This is a genomic window from Paenibacillus sp. ov031, from assembly GCF_900143165.1.
Lineage (GTDB): Bacteria > Bacillota > Bacilli > Paenibacillales > Paenibacillaceae > Paenibacillus > Paenibacillus marchantiae.
The window spans coordinates 133,198-156,967 of record NZ_FRDO01000004.1; the positions used below are offsets into that span (position 1 = coordinate 133,198).

The 23,770-nt window shown below is 48.3% G+C and carries 18 protein-coding genes; 1 reads left to right on the forward strand and 17 read right to left on the reverse strand.

Annotation, left to right across the window (positions count from 1 at the left end; translation table 11 throughout):
- Positions 1 to 38: 38 nt before the first annotated feature.
- From addA to BUA17_RS18135, 3 genes are all read right to left on the reverse strand, one after another.
- Positions 39 to 4,364, reverse strand: coding sequence for a helicase-exonuclease AddAB subunit AddA (gene addA, locus BUA17_RS18125; protein ID WP_072734506.1), 4,326 nt, complete (start codon positions 4,362 to 4,364; stop codon positions 39 to 41).
- Positions 4,361 to 7,864, reverse strand: a complete 3,504-nt coding sequence (gene addB, locus BUA17_RS18130) for a helicase-exonuclease AddAB subunit AddB (protein WP_072734507.1) — start codon at positions 7,862 to 7,864, stop codon at positions 4,361 to 4,363. The genes addA and addB overlap by 4 nt, the downstream gene beginning before the upstream one ends.
- A gap of 194 nt (positions 7,865 to 8,058) precedes the next feature.
- Positions 8,059 to 9,435, reverse strand: a complete 1,377-nt coding sequence (locus BUA17_RS18135; RefSeq protein WP_072734508.1) for a class I SAM-dependent rRNA methyltransferase — start codon at positions 9,433 to 9,435, stop codon at positions 8,059 to 8,061.
- A gap of 361 nt (positions 9,436 to 9,796) precedes the next feature.
- Between BUA17_RS18135 and BUA17_RS18140 the strand changes: the two genes are divergently transcribed.
- Positions 9,797 to 10,798: a Na/Pi cotransporter family protein gene (locus tag BUA17_RS18140; protein ID WP_072734509.1), complete on the forward strand. Its 1,002-nt coding sequence runs from the start codon at positions 9,797 to 9,799 to the stop codon at positions 10,796 to 10,798.
- Between the two features lie 53 nt (positions 10,799 to 10,851).
- On the opposite strand, the gene BUA17_RS18145 is transcribed toward BUA17_RS18140, so the two are convergent.
- The 14 genes from BUA17_RS18145 to hemW all read right to left on the reverse strand — a co-directional run bounded on the left by BUA17_RS18145 (position 10,852) and on the right by hemW (position 23,739).
- Positions 10,852 to 11,286: an NUDIX hydrolase gene (locus tag BUA17_RS18145; RefSeq protein ID WP_064636374.1), complete on the reverse strand. Its 435-nt coding sequence runs from the start codon at positions 11,284 to 11,286 to the stop codon at positions 10,852 to 10,854.
- Between the two features lie 112 nt (positions 11,287 to 11,398).
- Positions 11,399 to 12,745 carry a tRNA (N(6)-L-threonylcarbamoyladenosine(37)-C(2))-methylthiotransferase MtaB gene (mtaB, locus tag BUA17_RS18150; protein ID WP_072734510.1) on the reverse strand — a complete coding sequence of 449 codons (1,347 nt, stop codon included), beginning with the start codon at positions 12,743 to 12,745 and terminating at the stop codon, positions 11,399 to 11,401.
- A gap of 2 nt (positions 12,746 to 12,747) precedes the next feature.
- Positions 12,748 to 13,512: a 16S rRNA (uracil(1498)-N(3))-methyltransferase gene (locus tag BUA17_RS18155; RefSeq protein ID WP_063567294.1), complete on the reverse strand. Its 765-nt coding sequence runs from the start codon at positions 13,510 to 13,512 to the stop codon at positions 12,748 to 12,750.
- 138 nt (positions 13,513 to 13,650) lie between these two features.
- Positions 13,651 to 14,328 (reverse strand): site-2 protease family protein, encoded by a 678-nt coding sequence (locus BUA17_RS18160; RefSeq protein WP_063567293.1) that lies wholly within the window; start codon positions 14,326 to 14,328, stop codon positions 13,651 to 13,653.
- 3 nt (positions 14,329 to 14,331) lie between these two features.
- On the reverse strand, positions 14,332 to 15,297 hold the full coding sequence (prmA, locus tag BUA17_RS18165; protein ID WP_072734511.1) for a 50S ribosomal protein L11 methyltransferase: 966 nt from the start codon (positions 15,295 to 15,297) through the stop codon (positions 14,332 to 14,334).
- Positions 15,298 to 15,458: 161 nt separating this feature from the next.
- Complete coding sequence (locus BUA17_RS18170; RefSeq protein WP_072734512.1) at positions 15,459 to 15,851, reverse strand: hypothetical protein; 393 nt, start codon at positions 15,849 to 15,851, stop codon at positions 15,459 to 15,461.
- On the reverse strand, positions 15,844 to 16,023 hold the full coding sequence (locus BUA17_RS18175) for a YfhD family protein (RefSeq protein ID WP_024628492.1): 180 nt from the start codon (positions 16,021 to 16,023) through the stop codon (positions 15,844 to 15,846). Before BUA17_RS18175 ends, BUA17_RS18170 begins: the two co-directional genes overlap by 8 nt.
- A gap of 270 nt (positions 16,024 to 16,293) precedes the next feature.
- The gene (locus BUA17_RS18180; protein ID WP_063567301.1) at positions 16,294 to 16,662 is read right to left on the reverse strand and encodes a hypothetical protein; all 369 of its coding nucleotides are present in this window, start codon (positions 16,660 to 16,662) and stop codon (positions 16,294 to 16,296) included.
- 151 nt (positions 16,663 to 16,813) lie between these two features.
- Positions 16,814 to 17,935, reverse strand: a complete 1,122-nt coding sequence (gene dnaJ, locus BUA17_RS18185; protein ID WP_072734513.1) for a molecular chaperone DnaJ — start codon at positions 17,933 to 17,935, stop codon at positions 16,814 to 16,816.
- A 129-nt stretch (positions 17,936 to 18,064) separates the two neighbouring features.
- On the reverse strand, positions 18,065 to 19,909 hold the full coding sequence (gene dnaK / locus BUA17_RS18190) for a molecular chaperone DnaK (RefSeq protein WP_063567289.1): 1,845 nt from the start codon (positions 19,907 to 19,909) through the stop codon (positions 18,065 to 18,067).
- Positions 19,910 to 20,066: 157 nt separating this feature from the next.
- A complete protein-coding gene (gene grpE, locus BUA17_RS18195; protein ID WP_063567288.1) occupies positions 20,067 to 20,642 on the reverse strand; it encodes a nucleotide exchange factor GrpE in 576 nt (191 codons plus the stop codon).
- Positions 20,643 to 20,681: 39 nt separating this feature from the next.
- On the reverse strand, positions 20,682 to 21,713 hold the full coding sequence (gene hrcA, locus BUA17_RS18200; protein WP_062328691.1) for a heat-inducible transcriptional repressor HrcA: 1,032 nt from the start codon (positions 21,711 to 21,713) through the stop codon (positions 20,682 to 20,684).
- A gap of 253 nt (positions 21,714 to 21,966) precedes the next feature.
- A complete protein-coding gene (locus tag BUA17_RS18205; RefSeq protein ID WP_072734514.1) occupies positions 21,967 to 22,437 on the reverse strand; it encodes an N-acetyltransferase in 471 nt (156 codons plus the stop codon).
- 117 nt (positions 22,438 to 22,554) lie between these two features.
- The gene (gene hemW / locus BUA17_RS18210; protein ID WP_024628499.1) at positions 22,555 to 23,739 is read right to left on the reverse strand and encodes a radical SAM family heme chaperone HemW; all 1,185 of its coding nucleotides are present in this window, start codon (positions 23,737 to 23,739) and stop codon (positions 22,555 to 22,557) included.
- Between the last annotated feature and the right edge of the window lie 31 nt (positions 23,740 to 23,770).

A 23,770-nucleotide genomic window follows, 5' to 3' on the forward strand; every position in this document is an offset into this window, starting at 1 on the left:
ATGATACAAATTCCATCTGGCCGTTTTAAAATTTCACTTTATAGTTTCACAGCATGTCCGCCATCAAAAAAGTACAGCCACTTCCGGTCGACTTTCCGACCCAGAATATCTTCAATAGCCCGGCCATACAGCTCCAGCTGAAAGCGATAGTTTTCCGTCAGTTTGTCCAGTCCACCGCGATGCTCCAACACCCGGTCTGTCTTGTAATCTAGCAAAACAAGCTCGCCATCCACCTCATACAGGCAGTCAATAATCCCCTGTACTAGCACCGTCTCATTTTCTAGTGATGCCTGCATCTTACCGTCTTCTTCCAACGTTTGCATCCCTGCATCTGGTGACAAACTATGAAGCCATTCGGCAGGAGAATGATGTGCCGGAAGTCCATAAATAAATGGAATCTCCCGTTTCACCCACTCCGCACGCAACAATTCTGTCCCAGGTTCTGTATTGAAGAATTCGGCCAGTTGATCAGACTCAATAACCTCTGCCTGGTGGGGGAGCAAAATCTGGAGCTCAACTAACCGCAAAAGTGTCTGCTCAACGATTTGCGAATCAACGGGTGAACCATCTACAGGAAGATGCTGCATCAACGTATGATACACCGTTCCCCGCTCGGCTCCAGTCAATTGTTTCTCCTCCATGAATTTGGGACGACGTAGATGCAATTTAAAGGACGAGCCTCCATCCTTCACTTCACGGCCCTCATAATCCACAGAAGCCTCAGATTGTTCTTCAACTTCCTCCATCATCTGTAAAGACTGATGGTCTTGCATGGCTAGCAATGTTTTTAGTTCGGTAACCGATGTACTGGCAGCTACTTGCGTTGCTGCTTGATGAGGATACGCCCATGAAAGCCGTTTATCAACTTCACGAAGCAGCTGTACACCCTCTTGCTCACCTATTGTAAATACATCTTCCTCACTGATGTCTCGTAGTGTTGCATCTTGAGTATCCTCGACCATCTCTTCTTCAGTGGAGGAAGGAAACAGCTCCACAGGCTGAACGGCTTTTAGGGCAGCAATTCGATGTTTCCGCACTTCTGTCATGCCCTCTTCTTCACCAAGCGTCTGATCCACAAATATTTCCCGGGATACTTGATCAGCAAAAATGACGGAAATGCCCCAGCGTGATTCATCATCCACAAGACAGGCAGCATATGAATCAGTGCCTCCCGCAAGTTCACGCAGCAAAGCTGCGTCTGGATGTCTCATCAGGGATGGACCGATCCAGTCCAGATAACTCCGTCCGGCTGCAAGCAGATAGTCAGGCAATACCCGTTCCGGACTGTCCTTAATCTGAGACCAGCCCACTGCCTTTTTAACAACATCTTTTACCGTACCGACCAAAATCATTTTCTCTTTTGGACGGGTTAGAGCCACATATAGCACCCGCATCTCTTCGGCAAGCAGCTCAAACTGGGCACGACGACGAATCGCCAGATTCGCCAAGGTTGGATAGGCAACCCGATTCTCACGATCTACAAACCTCGGGCCAAACCCCAGCTCCTTATGCATCAGAAACGGCGAGTTCAGATCCTGCTGATTGAACATCTTGGATATACCCCCGACAAAAACAATAGGGAATTCCAAGCCCTTACTCCGGTGAATCGTCATGATGCGTACCGCATTGTCCTGCTCACCAGAACCGCTTGCTACGGTGCCAAGATCTCCCCCGTTCTCACGTAGTCTGGATACATAGGTCAGGAAGCGAAACAATCCGCGATTGGCCGTTGCCTCCTCATATTGCCGCGCGCGATCATACAGAGCCTTCAAATTACTTTGACGCTGCATGCCTCCCGGTAGGCCGCCAACCCAGTCCAGATAACCCGTTTCCCGGTACATGCGCCAAATGAGTTCACTCAAGCTGCCTTGTCTGGCTTCAAGTCGCCAATGTTCCAACTGACGCATAAAGCGAATTAACTTTTGTTGCAACTCTGTGCTAGTACCGTTGTCCCTATCCGCATCGTCGCTTATACGTCCACCCATACTTGCATCTATACCAGCATCCATAATCTCATCTTTACCTGCATGTACAGAGGTTTCATATATACGTTCGATAACGTCTGCTTCGGCGGATACTGCCGACTCCCGCTGCCCCTGTTCCATTTCTGACCAGACTTCGGGCCATTGCAGCTGGATTGCAGATGAATCCGGATTCGAAGCTTTCTCACCATGCTGCCCGAAAACATTCAACGAACTTGAGAATGCTCCTGTAGCTGATATAACAGCATCATAGAAAGACTGTCGCTTGTCCCCAAGGCGAATCTGAGCCAGTTCCTCTTCATCTAGTCCGACAATCGGCGAACGAAGCACGGAAGCAAGCGGTATATCCTGCCTTGGATTATCCACAATCTGCAGCAAGGACAACATCACTTCCACTTCCGTCGCCTGAAAATACCCTTTGCTTTGCTCCCCTCCGGCAGGAATACCCTGCTGTCTGAATTCCTCAATCATAAGTGGAGCCCACATCAGGGCAGAACGCAGCAAAATAACAATGTCTCCATAACGCGCAGGTCGCATGGATTTGAGGGCTTTATCATAAACGTTGAGGGCTGGTTTATCCGTATCTCCGACCATTTCACGAATACGGCGAGCCATGGCCCGAGCCTCCAGCTGAGCGGTTTCAAGCTCGGCACTCTCCAGCTCAGCAGAAGGTAACGCATCCCCATTCTCATCCGTGCTTTCCGTCAGATCAGGTCCTCCGCCTTGACGATCGATCAATATGAGTTCAGGTGTGTATGCCTCATCTCCAAGCGTCTCTGCCGGGAAAGTAGCCCCATAAGCGAGCTGAGCTCGTTCATCATAGGCAATCTCGGCTACCCCTTCATTCATGAGCTGCTTGAATAACATGTTGACCGAATGGACTACTTCTGCACGACTACGGAAGTTACGTGCAAGATCAATACGTCTTCCTGCATGCAGTGATTCTCTCTCTCCGTCCATTTCCATATCCATATCCGAATTCGCTGCGTATTGACGGTACTTGTTCAGGAACAGACCGGGTTCAGCCAGACGAAAACGGTAAATACTCTGTTTTACATCACCAACCATGAATCGGTTTCCTGGATTTTCTCTGGAAATCAGTCGGACGATATCTTCCTGCACTGTATTGGTATCCTGATATTCATCCAGCAGAACTTCATCGAAACGTGCCCGGTATTCCATTGCTGCATCCGAAGGCATGGACAGCTCAGGGGTTGAATCTTCATGGCGCAAAATATGAAGACAGTAATGCTCCAGGTCACTAAAATCGACCTGACCGCGCTCCTGCTTGGCCTGTCGGTATCGCTCTCCAAATGCACTGACGAGCTTGGATAGCTCCTGCATTAGTGGTGCCGCCTGCTCCAGCTCCTGCCAGAAAGAAAACGCACTTCTTCCAAACAATGACCCTTTCAGGTCCGTCACGGCTTTTTTCGCAGCCTCACGAAGTTCCTTGACCTGTTCTTGTAACCCCGGGTCTGTCTGGTCCTTTTTGCAAGGCTTCAGCTTGCCAAAAGCTGCTGGCTGAAACACTTCAGGCAATCTTTCCCATGGCATGACCTCAACAGCTGACAGAAGCTCTTCGACCATTGCTAAATCTTCTTTCAATGTATCTGCATAAGGTTTCGGACCTTCCGGCTGCATCGATATGCTGATCCCTTGACGCAGCAGACCAGCAGCACCACTTAGGGCAAGAGCTGCATCACGCAAAATACTCTGAACCCATGCTGAATGTCCAAGTGCCTCGACACTTTCCACCTGAAAAGCAGATGCCATCTCTGCAAGCCAATGATCCGGCCAAGAATGACTGCGTGAGAAATCATACAAACGCTGCACAAGTCGATGCATGGCATCATCGTTTCGTTCCCCACTGAACCAATCCACCAATTCGCGGAATGTACTGCCTTCGTCTTCTTCCCCATACTTTTCCTCAAACAACTGCTCCAACAATTCCTGCCGCATAATTTCGGCTTCATTTTCATTCAGAATCCGGAAAGCCGGGTTTAGCGGTATTTGCTGATAATAACGACGAATGACTTCCATACAGAATGAATGCAGTGTCGTAATCGATGCTCGCCCGAGCAATGACAGTTGTTTGCGCAGATGTTCTTCGGCAGGTTGCTCTTCAAGTGCACGTTCCAGTGCTTCCCGAATCCGCTGCTTCATCTCAGCAGCAGCAGCTTTCGTAAATGTCGCAACCAGCAAACGATCTACGCTGAATCCACGGGAAGGGTCTGCAATCTTGCGAATAATCCGTTCAACCAATACAGCCGTCTTCCCGGAACCCGCTGCAGCAGCAACCAGAATGTCTTCTCCACTCTGTGAGATGGCACTCCATTGGTCATCACTCCAGAAGCTTCCCTCCGGTTTTGGCATATTCGTCATGATGTTTCCCCTCCTTTGCCATGAGACAGCATGTCCCAGATTTGCTGTTTGCCCGGTTTGGACAACAGATTATATTCATTACCTTCGATATTTTCATCAAATTGACAGACTGGCTTGTACGGACAGAAGGTGCATGCAACCTCCTGCTGGATACGGTAAGGTTCAATCGCGACATCCCCGTCCGTAATCCGGGTGCCAATCTCACGTATATTGCTGCGAACTGAAGCAAGCAATGTATCCCATTGCTCCGGCGTAGCTACAGCAGCGCTACTATAAAAGCTGCCATCCGCCTTAAGCGCAACTGGAATAATAGCTGAGTAGCCTTTGTCCAGGGTATTGTCCATTTGAGCGATCGCATCCCGATCCGCGAGCAGCAAGCCTTTCATTTTGAACCGTTTCAGCAGTTCTTGTCCTGCCTGCTCAGAAGTCATGCCGTTCGCGGATTGAAGCAACGGATTATGCACATGGAAATAGAGTGTTCCTCCAGGCATCGCCGATTCTCCAAGCCACTCCTCGGCAGCACTAAGCAGCACCTCCAAGTACGTGAGCATCTGTAATGACAGGCCATAATACACTTCATGGAGTTTGAGGTCGGTCTGGCTCGATTTGTAATCAATAACCCGCAGCAGCAGGCCGTTCTCTCCTTCGGCCACATCCACGCGGTCGATCCGCCCCACAATCTCCATCACACAGCCATTTTCCAATTCAAAACGAAGCGGTGGCAGGGGTTTACCTGGCCCAAAATCAAGCTCCAACCCAATCGGTTCAAAGCTTCCTCGTCTGGACTGTTCACCCAGAATAACCGACGCCCGGCTAACGATATCCTTCAGCTTGCGGAAGATATAACCATACCGTTTCGTGCTAAGCAAAATCTCTCCCTGCAACTGTGGTGCAATCTGCTCCACGGTGTGCTCCGCTTCCTTCCGACATTCATCCGGAGACAGACTGCCCCAACTGCGATTCTGCTCACGCAAACGCATGGCAAGCTGACTCAAGGCAGCATGGAACAATTGTCCTATATCAGGGGCTTGCAAGCGGTACAACTGGCGCTCTTTCAGTCGCAGCCCATGGGATGCAAAATGGGAGAACGCACACGCCACAAAACGCTCCATTCTGGAGACACTGGTCCTTACCTCTGTACCATATAATCTACGGCTGGTAGCCGTACGCAGAGGTAACGCCCGATTGCGATAAAAGACCGATCCAAGCAATTGTTTCAGCTGAGGTCTGCTTGTCTCCCGAGAGACATGCCAGTTATAGATCGCCCACCACATTTCAAAAATATCTTCTCCACGGCGCCATCTGCGCAACTGTCCGATGAGATAAGAGAGGCTCTGACCAGGATGAATAACATAAGACCAGTGCACCTCTTCAGCATTTGTAACCGGCGGCTGGGCAAGTAATGGCTGCTCATGCAGACCGAACATCTTCCGTACATGTCGTACAATTTCTGAGGGTAGCAATGTTTTCCCTTCATCATCTGCAACGGGATAACTCAGCCATAACTGATTGCTCGCCGCTGTCAGGGCTGTATATATCAGAAAGCGTTCATCCAACATTTGTCTTGTTGCTCCTGGCCCAAGCCCCAAACCTCTCTCCGTCAACAGCAGCCGTTCCTGCTCAGTTAATACACCATCATCTTGAGGGACAGCAGGCAGTTCACCCTCTACTGCACCCAGAATAAATACGTACTTGATACCCTGAAGACGTGTACGATCCATCGATCCAATCAACACTTGATCAAGCGCTGGAGGAACAAGTCCCAGCTTCAGTTCGGTTAATCCGGTCTCCATTAGCCCGGCAAATAAATCGATATCCAGCCGTTCGGCCCCCATCATATCAACCATCTGATCTAATAGATCAAGGACGGCACCCCACATTTGACGATGCTCTCTCGAACGTTCCGGATCACCCTGAGCCTTGGCTTCTGCAGACATCTGATCCAGCTTCCAAGGAATCTCGGCATCTTCCAGTAATCTGTAAAGCGCCGCACATTGGTCTTTAGCTGTCTTTGCCTTGCTCATTCGTTTCTCAAAAGCACCCAGTGGATCAACAATCACCGTACGGCATTTTTCCATTAAGGACAGCATTTGTTCCCGGCCCCGGCTGCGGACATCCTGATCGTTGTCTTCCAGGGACAGGCTGGGTACATACTTCCATGGCTTGCCATCTGTCCAGCGGTATCCGTGAATTCCGCAAGCTAATATATAATTTTCGAGCTGGTCCATATCTTCACGTGTAATGGAACCGCCACGTGGGAGCAGCAGATCCGTTTTCACACAGCGAAATACATCCTCATAACGCCAGCGACGGCGAACGATATCGAGTGCTGAACGAATAAATTCCGATAATGGATGATGTAGTTCATTTCTTCTCCGATCCAGAAAGACAGGCACGCCATAATCCCTGAATAGAGGCTCAGCAATGTCGGCATATGTATCCAACTGACGAACGAGCACTGCCATATCTCGATAACGCGCACCTTCATCTTGCGCCAGACGACGCATCTCACGAAGTGCTCCTTCCATCTCAGCCCGGCGGTTCTCAGCGGCGTAAAGTCGGACACCCGCATCACGCCCCTCACTCTTCCAGCGGACTCTACGATCAAAGCCAGCCTCCAAATGCGCCAGTCCAGGACTGCCTTCATATCTTGGCAAAACTTCCAGTTGAAGCACGGTTGTCTCATTAAGAACACCCAGATCCTCAGCCATGCCTTTGAGACGTGCATATGCACTCGCTGTGGGATGGAACAGCTCCAGTTCTCCTGGAAGTGCGCCGTGGTCGTAAGCACGATCCAACGTCAATGCAATTGTGACGGAAGAAGCTTGCAGCATCAATCTTCCAATGACACTCATTTCCTGCGGGGTAAATCCCTGAAATCCATCGATCCAGATCTGTGCATCTTGCAGCAGCGTGCTCTCCGGCAACCGCTCTGTTAGTTCAGTCAACGTGTCTTCATCATCGATATATAGTTGGGTTAATTCCTGTTCATAATCACGGTATATAAGAAGCAAGTCATGCAGCTTGTCTCCCAGAATCGGTGCAGAAGAGGAAGTATTCCATGCGGAAAGTCCTTCTTCCAGTGAAGTGGGGTCAAGTTCATAACGTTTAAACTCACTGTATAGATCATTCAAGTCTCCGATAAATCCCAGCTGACTGCCTGATGCTGCAAACAGCTTCAATTCTTCCTTACGACGCTGGAGCACTTTGTAGAGCAGCATTTTTTTACCTTCAGCTCCAATGGGAATACGTGCAGAACCACCTGCCTCCTGCATTACCCGATAGGCCAATCGGCGAAAACCAAGCACTTCAGCACGCATGGTACCTTTTATAGCACCTGAAGAAACCAGTGACTGTTCGGTTCGAAACGAACTCTGTTCCGGGACCAGCAGAATCAGTGGTTTACCTTGCGGTTCCTTTTGTAGCAGGGATGTGATTTCCCGGGTAATCAGCGTACTCTTGCCGCTGCCTGCCCGGCCAATAACAAAGCGTACGGACATGTTTAATCCTCCAAACCATCACGAACAGATTTTAATTCCCAGTATAACATATCTGACTTGGTTCGGAACATACGTTTGCCACTATCCGGCAATTCCAGAGATCATATGCACGAGCATAGCAAAAAGCCCGCAGCTTATGAAAACTGTGGACTCTTTGCGTAAATGTATGTTCGACTTAAATGGAAATCGCTCGATTAATTCTTTTTGCTGCGCACTTCGAAGATGGCAAATTTCAGGTAATGACCTTCGTCTACGCCCAGAATTTGCGGGTGATCCTTACCGGCTGCTTTCCAGTCGATCAGACGCAGTACTTTGCCTGCATCTTCGGCTGCATCCGCAATGGTTTCCAGGAAGAGATCCGGACGCATGTGATATGAACAGCTTGCCGTTACCAGATACCCGCCCTCATTCACCAGCTTCATTCCTTGCAGATTGATATCCTTATATCCACGGCATGCGCCTTTGACTGCTGATTTCGTTTTGGCAAAGGCTGGCGGATCGAGGATGACCACATCAAATGTTTTACCACTGGCTGCAAGCGCCTTGGACGTATCCACTTTCTGTTCGCCAGCACGTGCACGTACGTTACGCTCATCGAGGCCTTTCACCTGCTCACGCAAGTATTGGAATGCATCCGCAACGACAAATTCAACCCGGTCAGTGAAACCGTTCAGCTCTACGTTGGTACGTGCACTTTCAATCGCATGCTCTGAGATATCAAGACATGTTACTTTTTTGGCTCCATATTTGCAGGCGTTCAATGTGAAGCTGCCTGTGTGGGAGAAACATTCCAGCACAGTAGCCCCATCCCAATAAGGGAACGTCACAACCTTGCCACTTTTATTCACAGGAAGCAACTGCTGCGTACCATCCTGCTCGATCTGTTGGAGCGTAATGCCACTCTTGTAACCCCAACCCTTCATAAGTGGTTCGATGGCTGCACGATTCTCTCGCTGGTCAAAGAAGTACCCTGTCTTCTGGCCATCTACGATATCCACCTTAATGAGCAATCCATTCTCCGTTACCGTGACATGACGCGGGCACTCCCCGTACAATGGTCCCTTCGTCTGCTCCAAACCTTCCAGTTCACGAATGGATACATCACTGCGTTCATAGATGCCTTCCGGCTGCATTACTTCAATTAGAGCTTGTACAATTGCTTCGCGGCAACGGTCCATACCCAATGTGAGCAATTGAACTACAAGGATGCTGCCAAAACGGTCAACAATCAGTCCTGGCAGGAAATCAGCTTCCCCATAAACGAGACGGTATGCCTCTCCATCCTGGATAAAACGCTCCCGGTGGCGCAAGCAATCGCGGAAACGCGCTGCAAAAAACGCGGTATCCATCTGTTCAAACTCCAAAGGTTGATAGGCCACGACTCTAACTGTGATTTGAGATGCAGGATTATAGTATCCCGTCGCAAGATAGCGACCTTGATGATTCAATACGTTGACCAGATCTCCCGGCTCGGGTTTTCCTTCAACAGAGGCGATTTCATTGTTATATATCCATGGATGTGCATGTTCAAGCCGCTTTTTGCGGCTGCGTTCCAGTGTAACTGATGGCAAGATAGATCCACTTCTTTCATAGTTAGTTGAAAAGATAGGCTTGGTGCAAAGGTGACCGCTGCGGTGATGGATTGGACTTCGATCGCTGTTATCCCCAGATTTTTCTGATTCCCTTCTCGAAAGGGAAAATCCGGGGATAAAGGCGCACGCTTAGCTTCTACAGTTCCAATTCCATCCCTTTCGCTACGTTTGCAGAGTCTCCGTATCTTTTGAATTGTGGTGGTAATTTGGGTGACCGTTAAGGAAACTTATAGGTCTTTCAAATGCTGTTGACTCCAGAATTCCGTTAGCCTGTCATGGTTGTCCTTATTTACTCATAGGATGAGAATAAGGATATGCACGGAAGGAATGATGTTAACTCATGTTCAGAGATGTTGTGCTGCCCCTGTTATATGGGCTTCTTATCTTTTTTGGTGGGATGAAGCTGATGGAAACAGCCTTACAGCGGATGGCCGGGCCCATGCTGGCTGGATGGCTGGGCCGAGCTACCTCTGCTCCCTGGAAAGGCATGGCTTTTAGCGCAGGCGCTACTGCCCTGCTGCAAAGCAGTACCGCCGTCACCGTACTCACTATTGGACTGGCGAACGCCAGATTAATTACCTACGGACGCACACTTGGCATTATTCTTGGAACCAACATCGGAACGTGCCTGACCACCGAGCTGGTCGGACTGCAGATCGGACGGGTTTCCCTGCCTCTGCTTGCCTTGTCACTGACAGGCTGGGCCGTCTTTGTTGTGCTTGGTGAACGAAATCAGTTCGCTCCTGAACGCACGCGTCGGACGCTGTCTACCATGCAATACAGCTTTCTCGCGTCTGCCGGATTTGCCCTCGTCATGACAGGCATTCAAGTGATGCAATCCATTGCCGTGCCCCTGCGTAGTATGGGCGTATTCCAGTGGTTTCTGGATCGCTCAGCCGACAGCTTGTGGTGGGGCTTTCTGGCAGGCGCCTGTCTGACGGCGCTCATTCATAGCAGCGCAGCCGTAATCAGCATGGCGATTACGCTTGCAGCCACAGGAGTACTGCCTGTGGAGATCGGCATCGCCATTGTGATTGGGTCAAACGTAGGGACCTGTATCACCGCCGTGATTGCAGCCGCTGGAGGAGCATCCGCAGGCAAATTTGTCGCAGCCTCCCATGTCGTATTAAACATTGCGGGGGCGCTGCTATTTATGCCGCTGATCGGCCAGCTGCATGCAGCCTCGGCCTGGCTATCAGCGGATAACGGGGCACAGATTGCGCATGCCCAGACCCTTTTTAACGTCACCAGTTCACTGCTTGCCTTGCCGTTCTGTTACTTGCCAATTTGGCACAAAAAACCACCGGTCTCCACCCCAGTGGCGAAGTCACCCGTGGCCTGATGTTCAAAACTCTCTCAACAAACAGTAGCGTTACGTCATTCAATAGAAAACAGCTATACGTTAATGCCTAATTTGTTCAGCGCCACTCGTAAAATGTCATCGTTATTATCGTATCCACTATGCTGCTGTCTAGACCAAGCTTCTTCCGGAGCGTACCAATCCACACCTTTGATTTCTTCAATCTGAGGCTGCAGGTCGCCGCTTTCCGCTTCAACGAGATAATAATGAACTTCCTTGTCCACCGGACCAAACTCTGCATGCTGATACGTATAGGAAATGATATCGACGGGTTCTACTATTCGGCCGACCATGCCTGTCTCTTCCAGAATCTCACGCAGTGCGGTCTGTTCCACCGTTTCTCCATCTTCCATTTTGCCCTTGGCGAGAGTCGTTTTGCCGTAGCGATCTACAATCAGTTGAATTTGAAGCTTTCCGTCTTCTCCCGTGCGGTAGACCACTCCGCCTGCCGAAATTTCTTTTCTGTTCATGTTGCTCTCCCCCATTACGGAATTGTCTTCATCTTTTTTTTGGAAAAAGAAGGACCTCATCTCCACGGGTACGCTCCCCAAGGAAATGAAATCCTTGTTTCTGACGCCTCGATTACATCGCTGCGGACTTGAGATTTTCTTCCAACACACGAACCAGCGTAGCCTGGCTTTCATTCACACCCGCTTCGGTCACTTTGACACGGCATACCTTGCCGACCATATCCATCGAACCATCAAAGGCCAGCTGAATGTAGTTGTCACTGTAACCGTGCAGTTTACCACTGCCTTCATGGCCCTTGGCTTCACCTTCAGGAATGACATCCAGTACTTGTCCCACAAACTGCTTGGCGTATGCCAGTTGCATTTGCTCGGATAGATCAATCAGTTCATGCACGCGTGCATTTTTGACTTCTTCATCCACCTGATCTTCCATACGTGCTGCCGGTGTTCCGGTACGCTTGGAATATGGGAATACGTGCATTTCGGAAAAACCAATTTTTTTCATCAACTCGTAGCCATTACGGAACATCTCATCCGTCTCACCCGGGAACCCAACAATAACGTCAGTTGTGATCGCTACATCCGGCATCGCTTCCCGAATGCGAAGCATTTTATTGTAAAACTCTTCGGTCGTATATTTACGGCGCATACGTTTCAGTACGGTATCATCGCCCGCTTGCAGCGGAATGTGGAAGTGGCGTACGAGTTTGTCTGAACGTTTGATCACATCCAGCATCCGATCATCAATCTGACTGGCTTCGATCGAACTGATCCGAATACGCTCCAGGCCTTCAACTTTGTCCAAGTCCCATAGGAGATCCGTCAGATCGTAATTCTCCATGTCATCCCCGTATCCACCAGTATGAATGCCTGTCAGGACAATTTCCTTGTACCCGGCGTGCACCAGTTGATGAGCCTGTTGGATGATGCTATTTGCTTCCCGGCTACGGGAAAGTCCACGTGACCACGGAATAATGCAGAACGTACAGAAGTTATTGCAGCCATCCTGAATTTTCAGAAATGCACGGGTACGATCGGCAAAATCCGGTACGTCCATCTCTTCAAATACCCGCGTTTTCATGATGTTGCGCACAGCATTGACGGGCTGACGTGATTCCTGAATTTCATTGACATATGGCAAAATTTTGTCCCGATCCTGTGTACCGATAACAAGATCCACACCAGGGATGTCCAAAATCTCTGCCGGAGAAGTTTGCGCATAACAGCCTGTAACGGCTACAATCGCATCCGGGTTGCGCCGAATGGCACGACGGATAATCTGGCGGCTCTTTTTGTCGCCGGTATTGGTTACTGTACAAGTATTAATCAAGTATACATCCGCTGTCTGTTCGTCAAAGTCTACCTGATCGTATCCTTCGTTTTTGAACAATTGCCAAATCGCCTCTGTATCATAAAAATTAACTTTGCAGCCTAAGGTGTAAAACGCCACGGATGGCATAATTACATTCCCCCCATTTCTCCGGATTCATATAAGACGCAAGTTAGCGCCGCCATTCCAGCTGTCTCGGCCCGCAAGATGCGTTTGCCCAGTCCAACGGATACAGCACCCGCCTGATCGGCTTCAATCGTTTCCCTCTCCGAGAATCCACCCTCAGGTCCAACAACGATCAACACTTCAGCACTCGCACCAGGTGCAAGCTGCTCCACAAACGGCTTCAATGCGTCTCTTAATTGCTTGCCGTTTTCCTTTTCATAACAATAACATACCAGACTGTAGCCCTCAAAAGAAGATAGCAGCCCTTTCCAGGAAAGTGGCTGCTCGACGGATGGAATGCGGTTCCGATGGCTTTGTTCAGCGGCTTCCTTGGCGATTTTCCGCCACCGCTCCAACCGTTTGCCTTCTTTCTTGGCATCATATTGCACAATCGTACGCTCAGACAGGAAAGGAACAAATGAAACTGCTCCGATCTCTGTACATCTTTGGATGACCGTCTCCATCTTATCGCCTTTTGGCAAGCTCTGAGCCACGGTTACACGTATCCGTGCTTCATGGTCCATTTCGAGAGGTTCCACAATATTCGCTGTTACTTGCTGGGCTTCGATGCTTTCAATCTCCACCAAAGCTTCTTTGGAGTTTCCGTCACTGACAATCAGTTTATCTCCAGGTTTACCACGCATCACTTTGCCGATATGGCGCGCATCATCACCCGTGATGACTACGGAATGTTCATTAAACTGTTCTGCAGATACAAAATAACGCTGCATTCGTCTATCCACCCATTCTGTCCTGTTATGACTGGAATTCACCCCGCCTGATGGCAGGCGTGAATCCAATCGCCACAGATGATCATACAACTTTTATGTCTATCTGACCAGTATTTCAGCCCTAGAGGTACGTGTTGCTTATCGATATAATTCAATGATTAGTTTTGCCAGATCCACATACATCGTTTGTGCAAACTCATACAACGGTTGAATCGTCACATTTTGCAGCGGAGGTATAACCAAAATCAGCAGGAAGATAAAAATCGACCATTGCTCCACTCCTTGCAGCTTGCGACTGATAGATGGTGGCAATACGTCTTCAAGAATCCGATAACCATCCAGGGGTGGCAACGGTATAAGGTTAAACAGAAACAAGAAAAAGTTCGTCAGGTTAAAAATAGAGAAAAACATGGATATCGCTGTGAGCAATCGCTCATTTTCTATACTCCCCAGCGCTCCTGAACCAACCAATGAAGCGTAAATAATTGTACCAATAATCGCAAGTAGCAGATTGCTTAGTGGCCCTGCTGCAGAGACGATAACACCCATCAATCTTGGTTTGTCAAAGTTCGCCCGATTAACTGGAACGGGTCGTGCCCAACCGAAGCCAGCAATAACGAGCAATAGCACCCCAAACAAGTCAAAGTGTACGACCGGATTGAGGGTAACCCGGCCTAGCAGCTTGGCTGTTGGATCACCGAATTTGTTGGCAAAATAGGCATGAGAGAATTCATGGACCGTAAAAGCAATCAGGATCGTCAACAGGAAAAACGGAAGTTGATCCAGTGGATAACGAAAAAACGAGTTTAAATCCATCGGTTACCTCTTTCTGGCCACAAACGCGATCCAGTCCTCATCGCGATGAACCGAACTTATTTCGAAGCCGGAAGCAACGAGCGCATCATGGACAAGCTGCTCTTTATTTTTCCAAATGCCTGAAGTAATATAAACACCGCCAGACTCAAGCGCATGATAGACATCATCCACAAATAGCATAATAATTTCGGCCAAAATATTGGCAACAATAACTTTCACCGGAAGCTTCACGCCCAGCGCAGGGTCCTGACTGCCCAGAACAGACAGCAAATCACTCTCTTTCACCGTAATTTGTTGTGCCAGCCCATTCAGTTCTACATTTTCTTTGGCACTTGCTACCGCAACCGGATCGAGGTCAAGCGCCAACACATGTTTTGCACCGAGATGAACAGCTCCAATGGCCAAGATGCCAGAGCCTGTACCTACGTCGATGACTTCCTCGCCACCCTGAATGACCGATTCCAGTGTACGTAGACAAAGCGAAGTGGTTGGATGTGTTCCCGTACCAAACGCCATGCCTGGATCAAGCTCAATAATTTTCTCATTTGGGCTTTCCGGCGTATACTCTTCCCATGTCGGTTTAATGGTTAGACGTTCCGAGACACGTACTGGCTTGAAATATTGTTTCCAGGCGTTCGCCCAGTCATTTTCATCCACTGTTCGAGTCTCAAAACGAACCTCACCCGTTTGGATATCGAATTCGGAAAGCTGCGCAATGCGTGGACTCACTTCAGATTGCAATGCGTCCATGTCCGTACCTTCGGAGAAGTATCCTTTAATGACCGCAAAGCCTTCAGGAATATCATTCAAAGGAGACTCGTACAATTCGCCATACGTCGTATCCCGTTTTTTATTTAAAGTACCGGACTCTTCAATCGAGACCCCTCCAGCACCCGCTTCATGTAAAAAATTCGAAATCATCTCCACAGCTTCTTCTGTGGTATGTATTGTTAGTTCATGCCATAACATACTTCGTTTTTCCTCCTCATTTTTCAAACATCCCAACTATTGTACTACACAAGCGAGCAGGAGTACAAAACCGCGGCAGTAAAGAAACAACAAAAACAGGATACCCGCAGCCTGACTGCTCGAATACCCTGTTTTAATTATGACTAAACTCGATTAACTTGTTAGCAAAAGCGTCCACCGTTCTGCGTAATCATCTCTGCAGCTTGCGGGAGAGAGTCACTGGATACGGATACGGTCAGCAAGATTTCTTGCTTGGACCTGCCTTCAGAGCCAGCATCCGGATCGTCATACACTTGTCCACCCGACAACACCTCGGTCTCATCGCTAATGAGGGAAAGTACATTCAGCTCACCACTGAATCCCCCAATCACAGCCATAGTCGAATTATCTGTGCTCTCAGGCGCTTCCAGATCCACTGAAGACGATGAGTCATTCAGACTCTCGATACTCAACTGGTTTGGGTGCAGCAATTCCAGAGCTCTGCGTGCAGATTCAGCCTCGGACCAGCTCGTAAACACCGCTTCGATAATCACTGCAGAGCGATCTTCAGTCATGAATCTCCCGACCCTGACGACGATCGGCCGCTTCACTGCGGCGCAAAGCCTCTATATCTTCATGATCCGCAGCTTCGGCACTGAATTCCACATCCTCATTTTTGGCGGACTGCATTCGCTTCATCTTTTCCGTTTTCGTTAAAATCTTGCCTGGACGTTCATGTTCTGCCATCGTTATGCTCCTCCTTCAAAATAGGTATCTATATAAAATGAACTAATACTTGTTACACTGTACCACTCCGACTGTAGTACCATCCTCCGATCGCTGTTATCCCCAGATTTCTTCATCTCCCTTCTTAAAGGGAGAAATCCGGTGATAGCGTATGCTTCCGAAGTAGCTTTCTTACGAAAGCTTTCAGGCGAACGCTTCGCTTCTTCAGATTGGTTCTACAATCTCCGTTAAAGTGTAATGCTCTGTCCATCTTATATAGATTTGGTGAAACTAAATCATACCGCCGGCTTGTTCGATAATGGATAGGGCGCGGTGATGTACTGCCTCGTCAACAACGACGGTCAGTAATACATCTCTGCCTGTCGGTCCCTCTTGTCCGCCATCGCTCATACCGCTTGCAGAAGGATCTGCTGCAGCCATGATTCCCGCGCTGGCATTTGTGCCTAGAGCACCTGGTACCCAGGAAGAAAAACTGCCGGAAACACCCGGCGTATAGGATGCTCCACTTGGCCCGACACCCGCGTAACGACTGAATCGATTGATAGACAGGTCTTCCACTCGTAATGCCTCCAGTTTTTTGGCTGCCCCTTCCGCTTGCTCCGGGCTATGGAAATAAGCCAAAATATTTTTTTCGGTCATCCGGTTCACCTGCTTCCCTAGTTTCGGCACATCAGTAAACCACTGAATGCTCATGTCTGGTATCTTTCCGCAAGCGTGTCCATATTATGCAAAAAAGGACACCCTGCGGAAAAACCGCTGTGGTGTCCTTTTTTAAATTAATGATTAAGACTCAGTCTCCACGGAAGGCCCGTTTCACCCGGTCAAAGAAGGATTGCTCATGCTCATGAGTTTGTTCTCCATCCAGCGCAGCAATTTGGCGAAGCAGATCTTTCTGCTCGTCATTCAGCTTGCTAGGCGTAACTACAACGACTTTCACATGCTGATCCCCTTGCCCCATACCGCGCAGGCGTGGTACGCCTTTGCCTTTGAGACGGAAATACGTTCCTGTCTGTGTACCGGCAGGTACTTTCAGCTTCACTTTCTCGGACAGCGTTGGAATTTCAATCTCATCTCCCAATGCTGCCTGAGCGAAGGTAAGCGGAATTTCGCAATAGATATCATCGCCTTCACGCTCGAAGAAATCATGTGATTTCACACGGATGACAATATACAGATCTCCTGCTGGTCCTCCGCGCAGACCACCTTCACCTTCACCAGTCATACGCAATTGAGCGCCATCATCTACACCCGCTGGAATGCGAACATGAATTTTGCGTTGTTTACGTACTTTACCGCTGCCGCTGCACGTAGTACATTTTTCCTTGATAATTTGTCCCGAACCATTACAGTTCGAACAAGCACGACGGTTGACCATACGGCCAAACGGTGTATTTTGAACCACTTCCTGTTGACCACTACCTTGGCAGACGGAACAGGTTTCTGGTTTGGTTCCCGGTTTCGCACCTGAGCCATGACAAGTATCACAGCCTTCGGTACGAGGAATGTTAATGTCAGTTTCCTTACCAAATACCGCTTCCTTGAACTCAATCGTCATGGTGTATTGCAGATCGTTCCCCCGTTGCGGAGCATTTGGATCACGTCGTCCACCGCCACCGCCAAAGAACATATCGAAGATGTCGCCAAAGCCGCCGCCGCCAAAATCGCCACCGCCGCCGAATCCGCCCTGATTTGGATCAATATGACCGTATTGATCATACTGCGCCCGCTTCTGGCCGTCACTGACCACATCATAAGCTTCTTTAACTTCCTTAAACTTGGCTTCCGCGTCAGCAGCCTTGTTTACGTCAGGGTGATACTGACGGGCAAGCTTGCGGTATGCCTTTTTGATTTCCTCGTCGCTGGCATTTTTGCCGACGCCGAGTACCTCATAATAATCACGTTTTTCAGCCACTCTTCCACCCCCATATCATTCACCATATCGCACATCGTGACAAAAGGAAAGCCAAAGCACGGGAGCCCCGGCTATGACTTTCCCTTCGATCCGAACGTCACCGATGATTAATTCACTAGAAATCGTGAATTAGTTTTGTTTTTTATCTTCATCCACAACTTCGTAATCAGCGTCTACGACGTTGTCACGTTTTGCAGAACCTTGTTGCTCTTCAGCACCTTGAGCTGCTTGCTCTTGAGCTTGTGCTTGCTCATACAGTTTTACGGACAGTTGTTGAACGATCTCTGTCAATTCTTCTGTAGCGGCTTTGATGTCTTCCAGATTGTCGGAAGCCAGAACGCCTTGCAGTTTTTCTTTTGCAGCATTCGCTTTTTCAACTTCACCAGCGTCTGCTTTTTCGCCAAGATCTTTGATCGTTTTGTCAACAGAGTAGATCAGTTGATCTGCGCTGTTTTTCGCTTCAACGAGTTCTTTGCGTTTTTTGTCTTCTTCAGCATGCAACTCAGCATCTTTCATCATTTGTTCAACTTCAGCATCACTCAGACCGCTAGAAGAAGTGATGGTGATTTTTTGAGTTTTGTTAGTACCTTTGTCTGTTGCAGATACGTTAACAATACCGTTGGCATCAATATCGAAGCTAACTTCGATTTGTGGAACGCCACGTGGAGCTGGAGGAATATCTCCCAGCATGAAGCGACCGAGGGATTTGTTACCCGCTGCCATCTCACGCTCCCCTTGCAGAACATGAATCTCAACGCTTGGTTGGTTGTCTGCATAAGTGGAGAACACTTGGGATTTGCTTGTAGGGATCGTTGTGTTGCGCTCGATCATTTTAGTGAATACGCCACCCGCAGTTTCAATACCCAGGGACAATGGAGTTACGTCAAGCAATACAACGTCTTTCACGTCACCTGTCAGTACGCCCGCTTGTACAGCAGCACCCAAAGCTACAACTTCATCCGGGTTAACACCTTTGTGAGGGTCTTTACCTGTAAGTTTTTTGATTGCTTCCTGTACTGCAGGAATACGTGTGGAACCACCAACCAAGACGATTTTGTCGATATCGTTAGCTGTCATTCCAGCATCGCTCAGTGCACGACGAGTTGGTTCAAGCGTACGCTCAACCAGACCAGCAGAGATTTCTTCGAATTTAGCGCGGCTAAGGTTCAACTCCAAATGTTGAGGAACGCCATCAGCCACAGTAATGAACGGCAGGGAAATAGTTGTAGTCAATACGCCGGAAAGTTCTTTTTTCGCTTTTTCCGCTGCATCTTTCAAACGTTGAACCGCTGCTTTATCTTTACTCAAGTCAATGCCTTGATCTTTTTTGAACTCACTTACGAGATAATCAATGATCACTTGGTCAAAGTCATCGCCACCCAGTTGGTTATCACCACTAGTTGCTTTAACTTCGAAGAAGCCGTCACCCAGTTCAAGGATGGATACGTCGAATGTACCGCCACCCAAGTCATATACGAGAATCGTTTGGTCTTCGGATTTCTCCATACCGTATGCCAAAGCTGCTGCTGTTGGCTCGTTGACGATACGCAGAACTTCCAGACCTGCGATTTTCCCTGCATCCTTTGTTGCTTGACGCTGGCTGTCATTGAAGTAAGCTGGTACTGTGATAACCGCTTGAGTTACCGTTTGACCCAGATAAGCTTCAGCATCGGATTTCAGTTTTTGCAGGATGATTGCAGAGATCTCTTGTGGTGAGTAGTCTTTGCTATCGATTGTTTCTTTGTGGGATGTACCCATATGACGTTTGATCGAGATGATCGTACGATCCGGATTCGTGATCGCTTGACGTTTAGCCGTTTCACCGACAACGCGTTCTCCATCTTTTTTGAAACCCACTACGGATGGGGTTGTACGTGCGCCTTCCGGATTTGGAATAACGACAGCCTCGCCGCCTTCCATAACCGCTACACATGAGTTTGTTGTTCCTAAGTCAATACCGATTACTTTGCTCATCGGAAAATTTCCTCCCTCGACAATTTAAAATGGATCAGATTGATCCTTATTTGTATTTGTTATTCCTAATCGTGCTCTATGTGTGTACTAACCTTTATATTAAACTTCGGTGGCATCGTACAATCAAGAGTGAACTCATTTCATTCTTTAATAGAAATTATGAGCTAACTTTAACCATAGCCGGACGAAGTACTTTATCCTTCAGCATATAGCCTTTTTGGACTTCCTCGACAACGGTACCTTCTTCATACTCGTCGCTCTCCACGGACATAATCGCCTGGTGGAATTCGGGATTAAACGGTTGTCCTACCGTATCCATTGACGTCAGACCTTCATTGTTCAGCACAGTTTCCAGCTGACGGAAGATCATTTGGATACCTTTGGAGAAGGACTCGACTTCAGCACCTTCCGGTACAGTAGCCATGGCACGCTCGAAGTTATCAATGACCGGCACCAGTTCGGTGACCAGCTTCATCGAAGCGTATTTCGCCAGTTCTTCTTTTTCTTTTTGTGTACGACGACGGAAGTTATCAAAATCAGCTTGCGCACGGACAAAACGCTGTTGATGTTCCTCAGCTTCCGCCTTCAAACGTGCGATCTCATCTTGCTCCTGATCTGTCATCTCTTCCGCCTGCGCTTCTGCAGCTCCGGCTTCGTTGACAGGCTCCTGCTCCGCTGCTGTAGTTGCTTGCTGTTCCTGTTCTTCTGCTGCGAATGATTGCTCCTCTTTCAAGATGTTCACCTCCTTATAAGAATGAAATGGTTCATTCCCTTATTTGAAGCGATGCGTTAGCATGGCCGTCAAATCACGGGATAATGTATTTAAAATATGAATGACACGTGCGTAATCCATTCGCGTAGGTCCCAAAATTCCGATGGAGCCCAAAGCCTCTCCATCCAATGAATAGGATGCCGTTATCAGGCTGCAATTGGCGAAGGCTTCATGATCATTCTCGGTGCCTATTCGCACCTGAATACCAGATCCACCCTGCACGGGCATCATCAATTTCATGAGTGTTGGCGTCTCATCCAGCAGGTCAAGAATATCTTTTACCTTTTCAATATCTTTAAACTCTGGCTGGGTCAACATATTGGTGGCACCACTAAGGAACAGACGATTATCATGCTCGTTGTCAAAGGCACTGTTCAGCACCTGCATGACTTCCTCATAACGTGTAATATGCCGTTCCATCTCTTGCCCAAGTTCGGTGTAGAGACGAGACTTTAATTTGTAAATCGGCACGCCGACCAGCTTGCTGTTTAATAAACGAACTACATTCTCCATCTCCGCTACCGAAATTTCAGGTGGAATCTGAACTGTCTTGTTCTCTACCTGACCCGTGTTCGTTACGATGATGGCTACAGCCTCGCTTTCATTAAGCGGAAGCAGTTGAAAATGACGAAGTGACGTGTGGAAAACTTCCGGTCCAAGCAGGATCGAAGTATAATTCGTCATATGTGACAAAATGACTGAGGCATGCTGAATAACTTGTTCCATCACGTTCAGCTTTTCTGCGAAAAATGATTTCAGGTCGTCCAGCTCTTGCGGCTCCACCTGATTCCAGGGAACCAAATGATCGACATAATATCGATAGCCTTTGTGCGAAGGTATGCGACCAGCCGATGTATGCGGCTGTTCCAGAAAGCCCATATCTTCAAGGTCCGCCATTTCATTACGGATCGTCGCCGGACTGTATCCAACATCTCCCCTTTTGGAAATGCTCCGGGACCCTACGGGCTCAGCTGAACGGATATAGTCATCCACTATAGCGTTCAGAATCATTCGTTGACGCTCTGTTAACATGGTGAGTATTCCCTCCTTCTGACTGTACTGTCCCATGTCGTTAGCACTCCGGTTAGATGAGTGCTAAGCGGTAATACAAAAATACCAAAATGACGTGAGCATTGTCAAGTCAGTTTGATGAGTACGCTCATCTATTTATAGTATAGACCAATGTCTCCAAGACATAACAACTTTACTGTACATCTCATGAATTAAAAAGAACCGCAGGTGAGATAGAGTATACTCGGCTCAATCCATACGGTTCATTCATTTATCAGGCTGAAATATTCAACTCTTTCAATACAGCAATCTCATCACAGCAATCCTGCTTGCTGCAATGAACACAGTCGGTCCATACTTTTTCCGGGAAAATTTCCTTGTTCACAACGGCAAAACCGTTTTTGAGAAAAAAGGACACCTCATATGTCAATGCCATGACCTTGGGAATTTGCTGTTTCTCCGCTTCCTCTACCAGCCGATCCAGCAGCAGTGAGCCAATGCCCATGCCTTTGTGACCTTCGGAGATGCCGAGCGATCTGACTTCCACCAGATCATTTCCTAGACGGCAGAGAGATCCACAGCCTACAACCTGACCATTCACTTCCGCTACAACAAAGTGCTCCAGCTGCCGTTGCAGTACTTCCCGTGAACGCGGAAGCATGATCCCACGCTCTGCATAGCCCTTAATCATTTCAAATAATGGTTCAATATCTTCCGGTACGGCTTTTCTGCATATGGCCGACATCCAGCTCTCCTCCTATAAGAAGCCTTCCAGAGGAAAGCTGACTTTGTAGTTGTATAAATTACACGCTCTGTAAAATCAATATGAATAAATATACAACAGAGCGTATAGAATTTCAAGCTACGAATTCAGCGATATAGACCCGATAAACTCGGCAAAAACGTCATTTCCGAACAGGATGCCCTGTTCACTAAGCCGGAAGCCGTCTGGCGTCTTCTCCAGCAGTCCTGCATTCAGCATTTTGCCCAAAGGCTTCGCAAACACTTCCTCCATAGGCTCCCCGAACTGATCGCTAAACCGTGAGGATGAAGCACCTTCCAGCATTCTCAATCCAACCATCAGATAATCTTCCATTGCCTCGGCGCGGCTGATCTCAAAATGATCGAGACGCGGCAGACCTCCTTTGGAAGCTTCAACATACGGGTTTATACCTTTTATATTCATATGGCGTTCGCGGCCTACATATCCATGTGCACCTGCACCCAGACCGTAATAGTCCTCATTACGCCAGTAAGTGATATTGTGACGGCTCTCGAAGCCGGGTTTGGCAAAGTTACTGATCTCGTATTGTCCGTAACCTGCTTCTTTCATACGCTTCATTAATAGAAGATACATTTGCAACTCGTCGTCTTCATGAGGAAGCGGTAGCTGGTTCTTCTGATACAACGTATGGAAAAGAGTATTCTCTTCCACCTTCAGGCTGTATATGGAGTAATGCGGCAAATCCAGTTCCAGCGCTTTATCAATACTCTCGTTCAGCATCTCGACAGTTTGGTTTGGCAAACCAAACATGAGGTCAATGGACAAGTTATGCAATCCAGCTGCTCGGGCATTTTCCAAACTGCGGTATACATCATCTGTATTATGAATCCGGCCAATACCTGTCAGCAGATCATTTTGAAAAGCCTGTACCCCAAAGCTGACGCGGTTCACTCCGCCTTCTTTCATAACGGCGAGTTTCTCCGCATCGGTCGTGCCCGGATTAGCTTCCATCGAAAACTCAATATCATCTGCCCAATTGGGGAAATAGGTCTTAACGGACTTCAGGAATACGGCCATTTCATCCGGTTTCAGTGCAGTAGGCGTACCGCCGCCCACAAATATGGTTTTGATTTCTCCCGGCGGATTCGCTTTAACCGTATGTTCCATCTCCCGTTCCAGCGCTTCAAGGTACTGCATAACAGGCTGGTCCTTCAATACATAAGAGTTAAAATCGCAGTAGAAACATTTATTTGTGCAAAAGGGAATGTGAAGATACACCGCTTGGGGTGCACCTGTTTTCCGGCTGTGTGCTGCCAATGTCATGGCAAGTCCCCCTCTATTTGAAAAAAGGAAA

Excerpts from the sequence above, each read along its gene's own strand:
- addA (WP_072734506.1), bottom strand. The coding sequence starts at position 4,364 with ATGACGAATATGCCAAAACCGGAGGGAAGCTTCTGGAGTGATGACCAA.
- addB (WP_072734507.1), bottom strand. The coding sequence starts at position 7,864 with ATGTCCGTACGCTTTGTTATTGGCCGGGCAGGCAGCGGCAAGAGTACG.
- BUA17_RS18140 (WP_072734509.1), top strand. The coding sequence starts at position 9,797 with ATGTTCAGAGATGTTGTGCTGCCCCTGTTATATGGGCTTCTTATCTTT.
- BUA17_RS18145 (WP_064636374.1), bottom strand. The coding sequence starts at position 11,286 with ATGAACAGAAAAGAAATTTCGGCAGGCGGAGTGGTCTACCGCACGGGA.
- mtaB (WP_072734510.1), bottom strand. The coding sequence starts at position 12,745 with ATGCCATCCGTGGCGTTTTACACCTTAGGCTGCAAAGTTAATTTTTAT.
- BUA17_RS18155 (WP_063567294.1), bottom strand. The coding sequence starts at position 13,512 with ATGCAGCGTTATTTTGTATCTGCAGAACAGTTTAATGAACATTCCGTA.
- BUA17_RS18160 (WP_063567293.1), bottom strand. The coding sequence starts at position 14,328 with ATGGATTTAAACTCGTTTTTTCGTTATCCACTGGATCAACTTCCGTTT.
- prmA (WP_072734511.1), bottom strand. The coding sequence starts at position 15,297 with ATGTTATGGCATGAACTAACAATACATACCACAGAAGAAGCTGTGGAG.
- BUA17_RS18170 (WP_072734512.1), bottom strand. The coding sequence starts at position 15,851 with ATGACTGAAGATCGCTCTGCAGTGATTATCGAAGCGGTGTTTACGAGC.
- BUA17_RS18175 (WP_024628492.1), bottom strand. The coding sequence starts at position 16,023 with ATGGCAGAACATGAACGTCCAGGCAAGATTTTAACGAAAACGGAAAAG.
- BUA17_RS18180 (WP_063567301.1), bottom strand. The coding sequence starts at position 16,662 with ATGACCGAAAAAAATATTTTGGCTTATTTCCATAGCCCGGAGCAAGCG.
- dnaK (WP_063567289.1), bottom strand. The coding sequence starts at position 19,909 with ATGAGCAAAGTAATCGGTATTGACTTAGGAACAACAAACTCATGTGTA.
- hrcA (WP_062328691.1), bottom strand. The coding sequence starts at position 21,713 with ATGTTAACAGAGCGTCAACGAATGATTCTGAACGCTATAGTGGATGAC.
- BUA17_RS18205 (WP_072734514.1), bottom strand. The coding sequence starts at position 22,437 with ATGTCGGCCATATGCAGAAAAGCCGTACCGGAAGATATTGAACCATTA.
- hemW (WP_024628499.1), bottom strand. The coding sequence starts at position 23,739 with ATGACATTGGCAGCACACAGCCGGAAAACAGGTGCACCCCAAGCGGTG.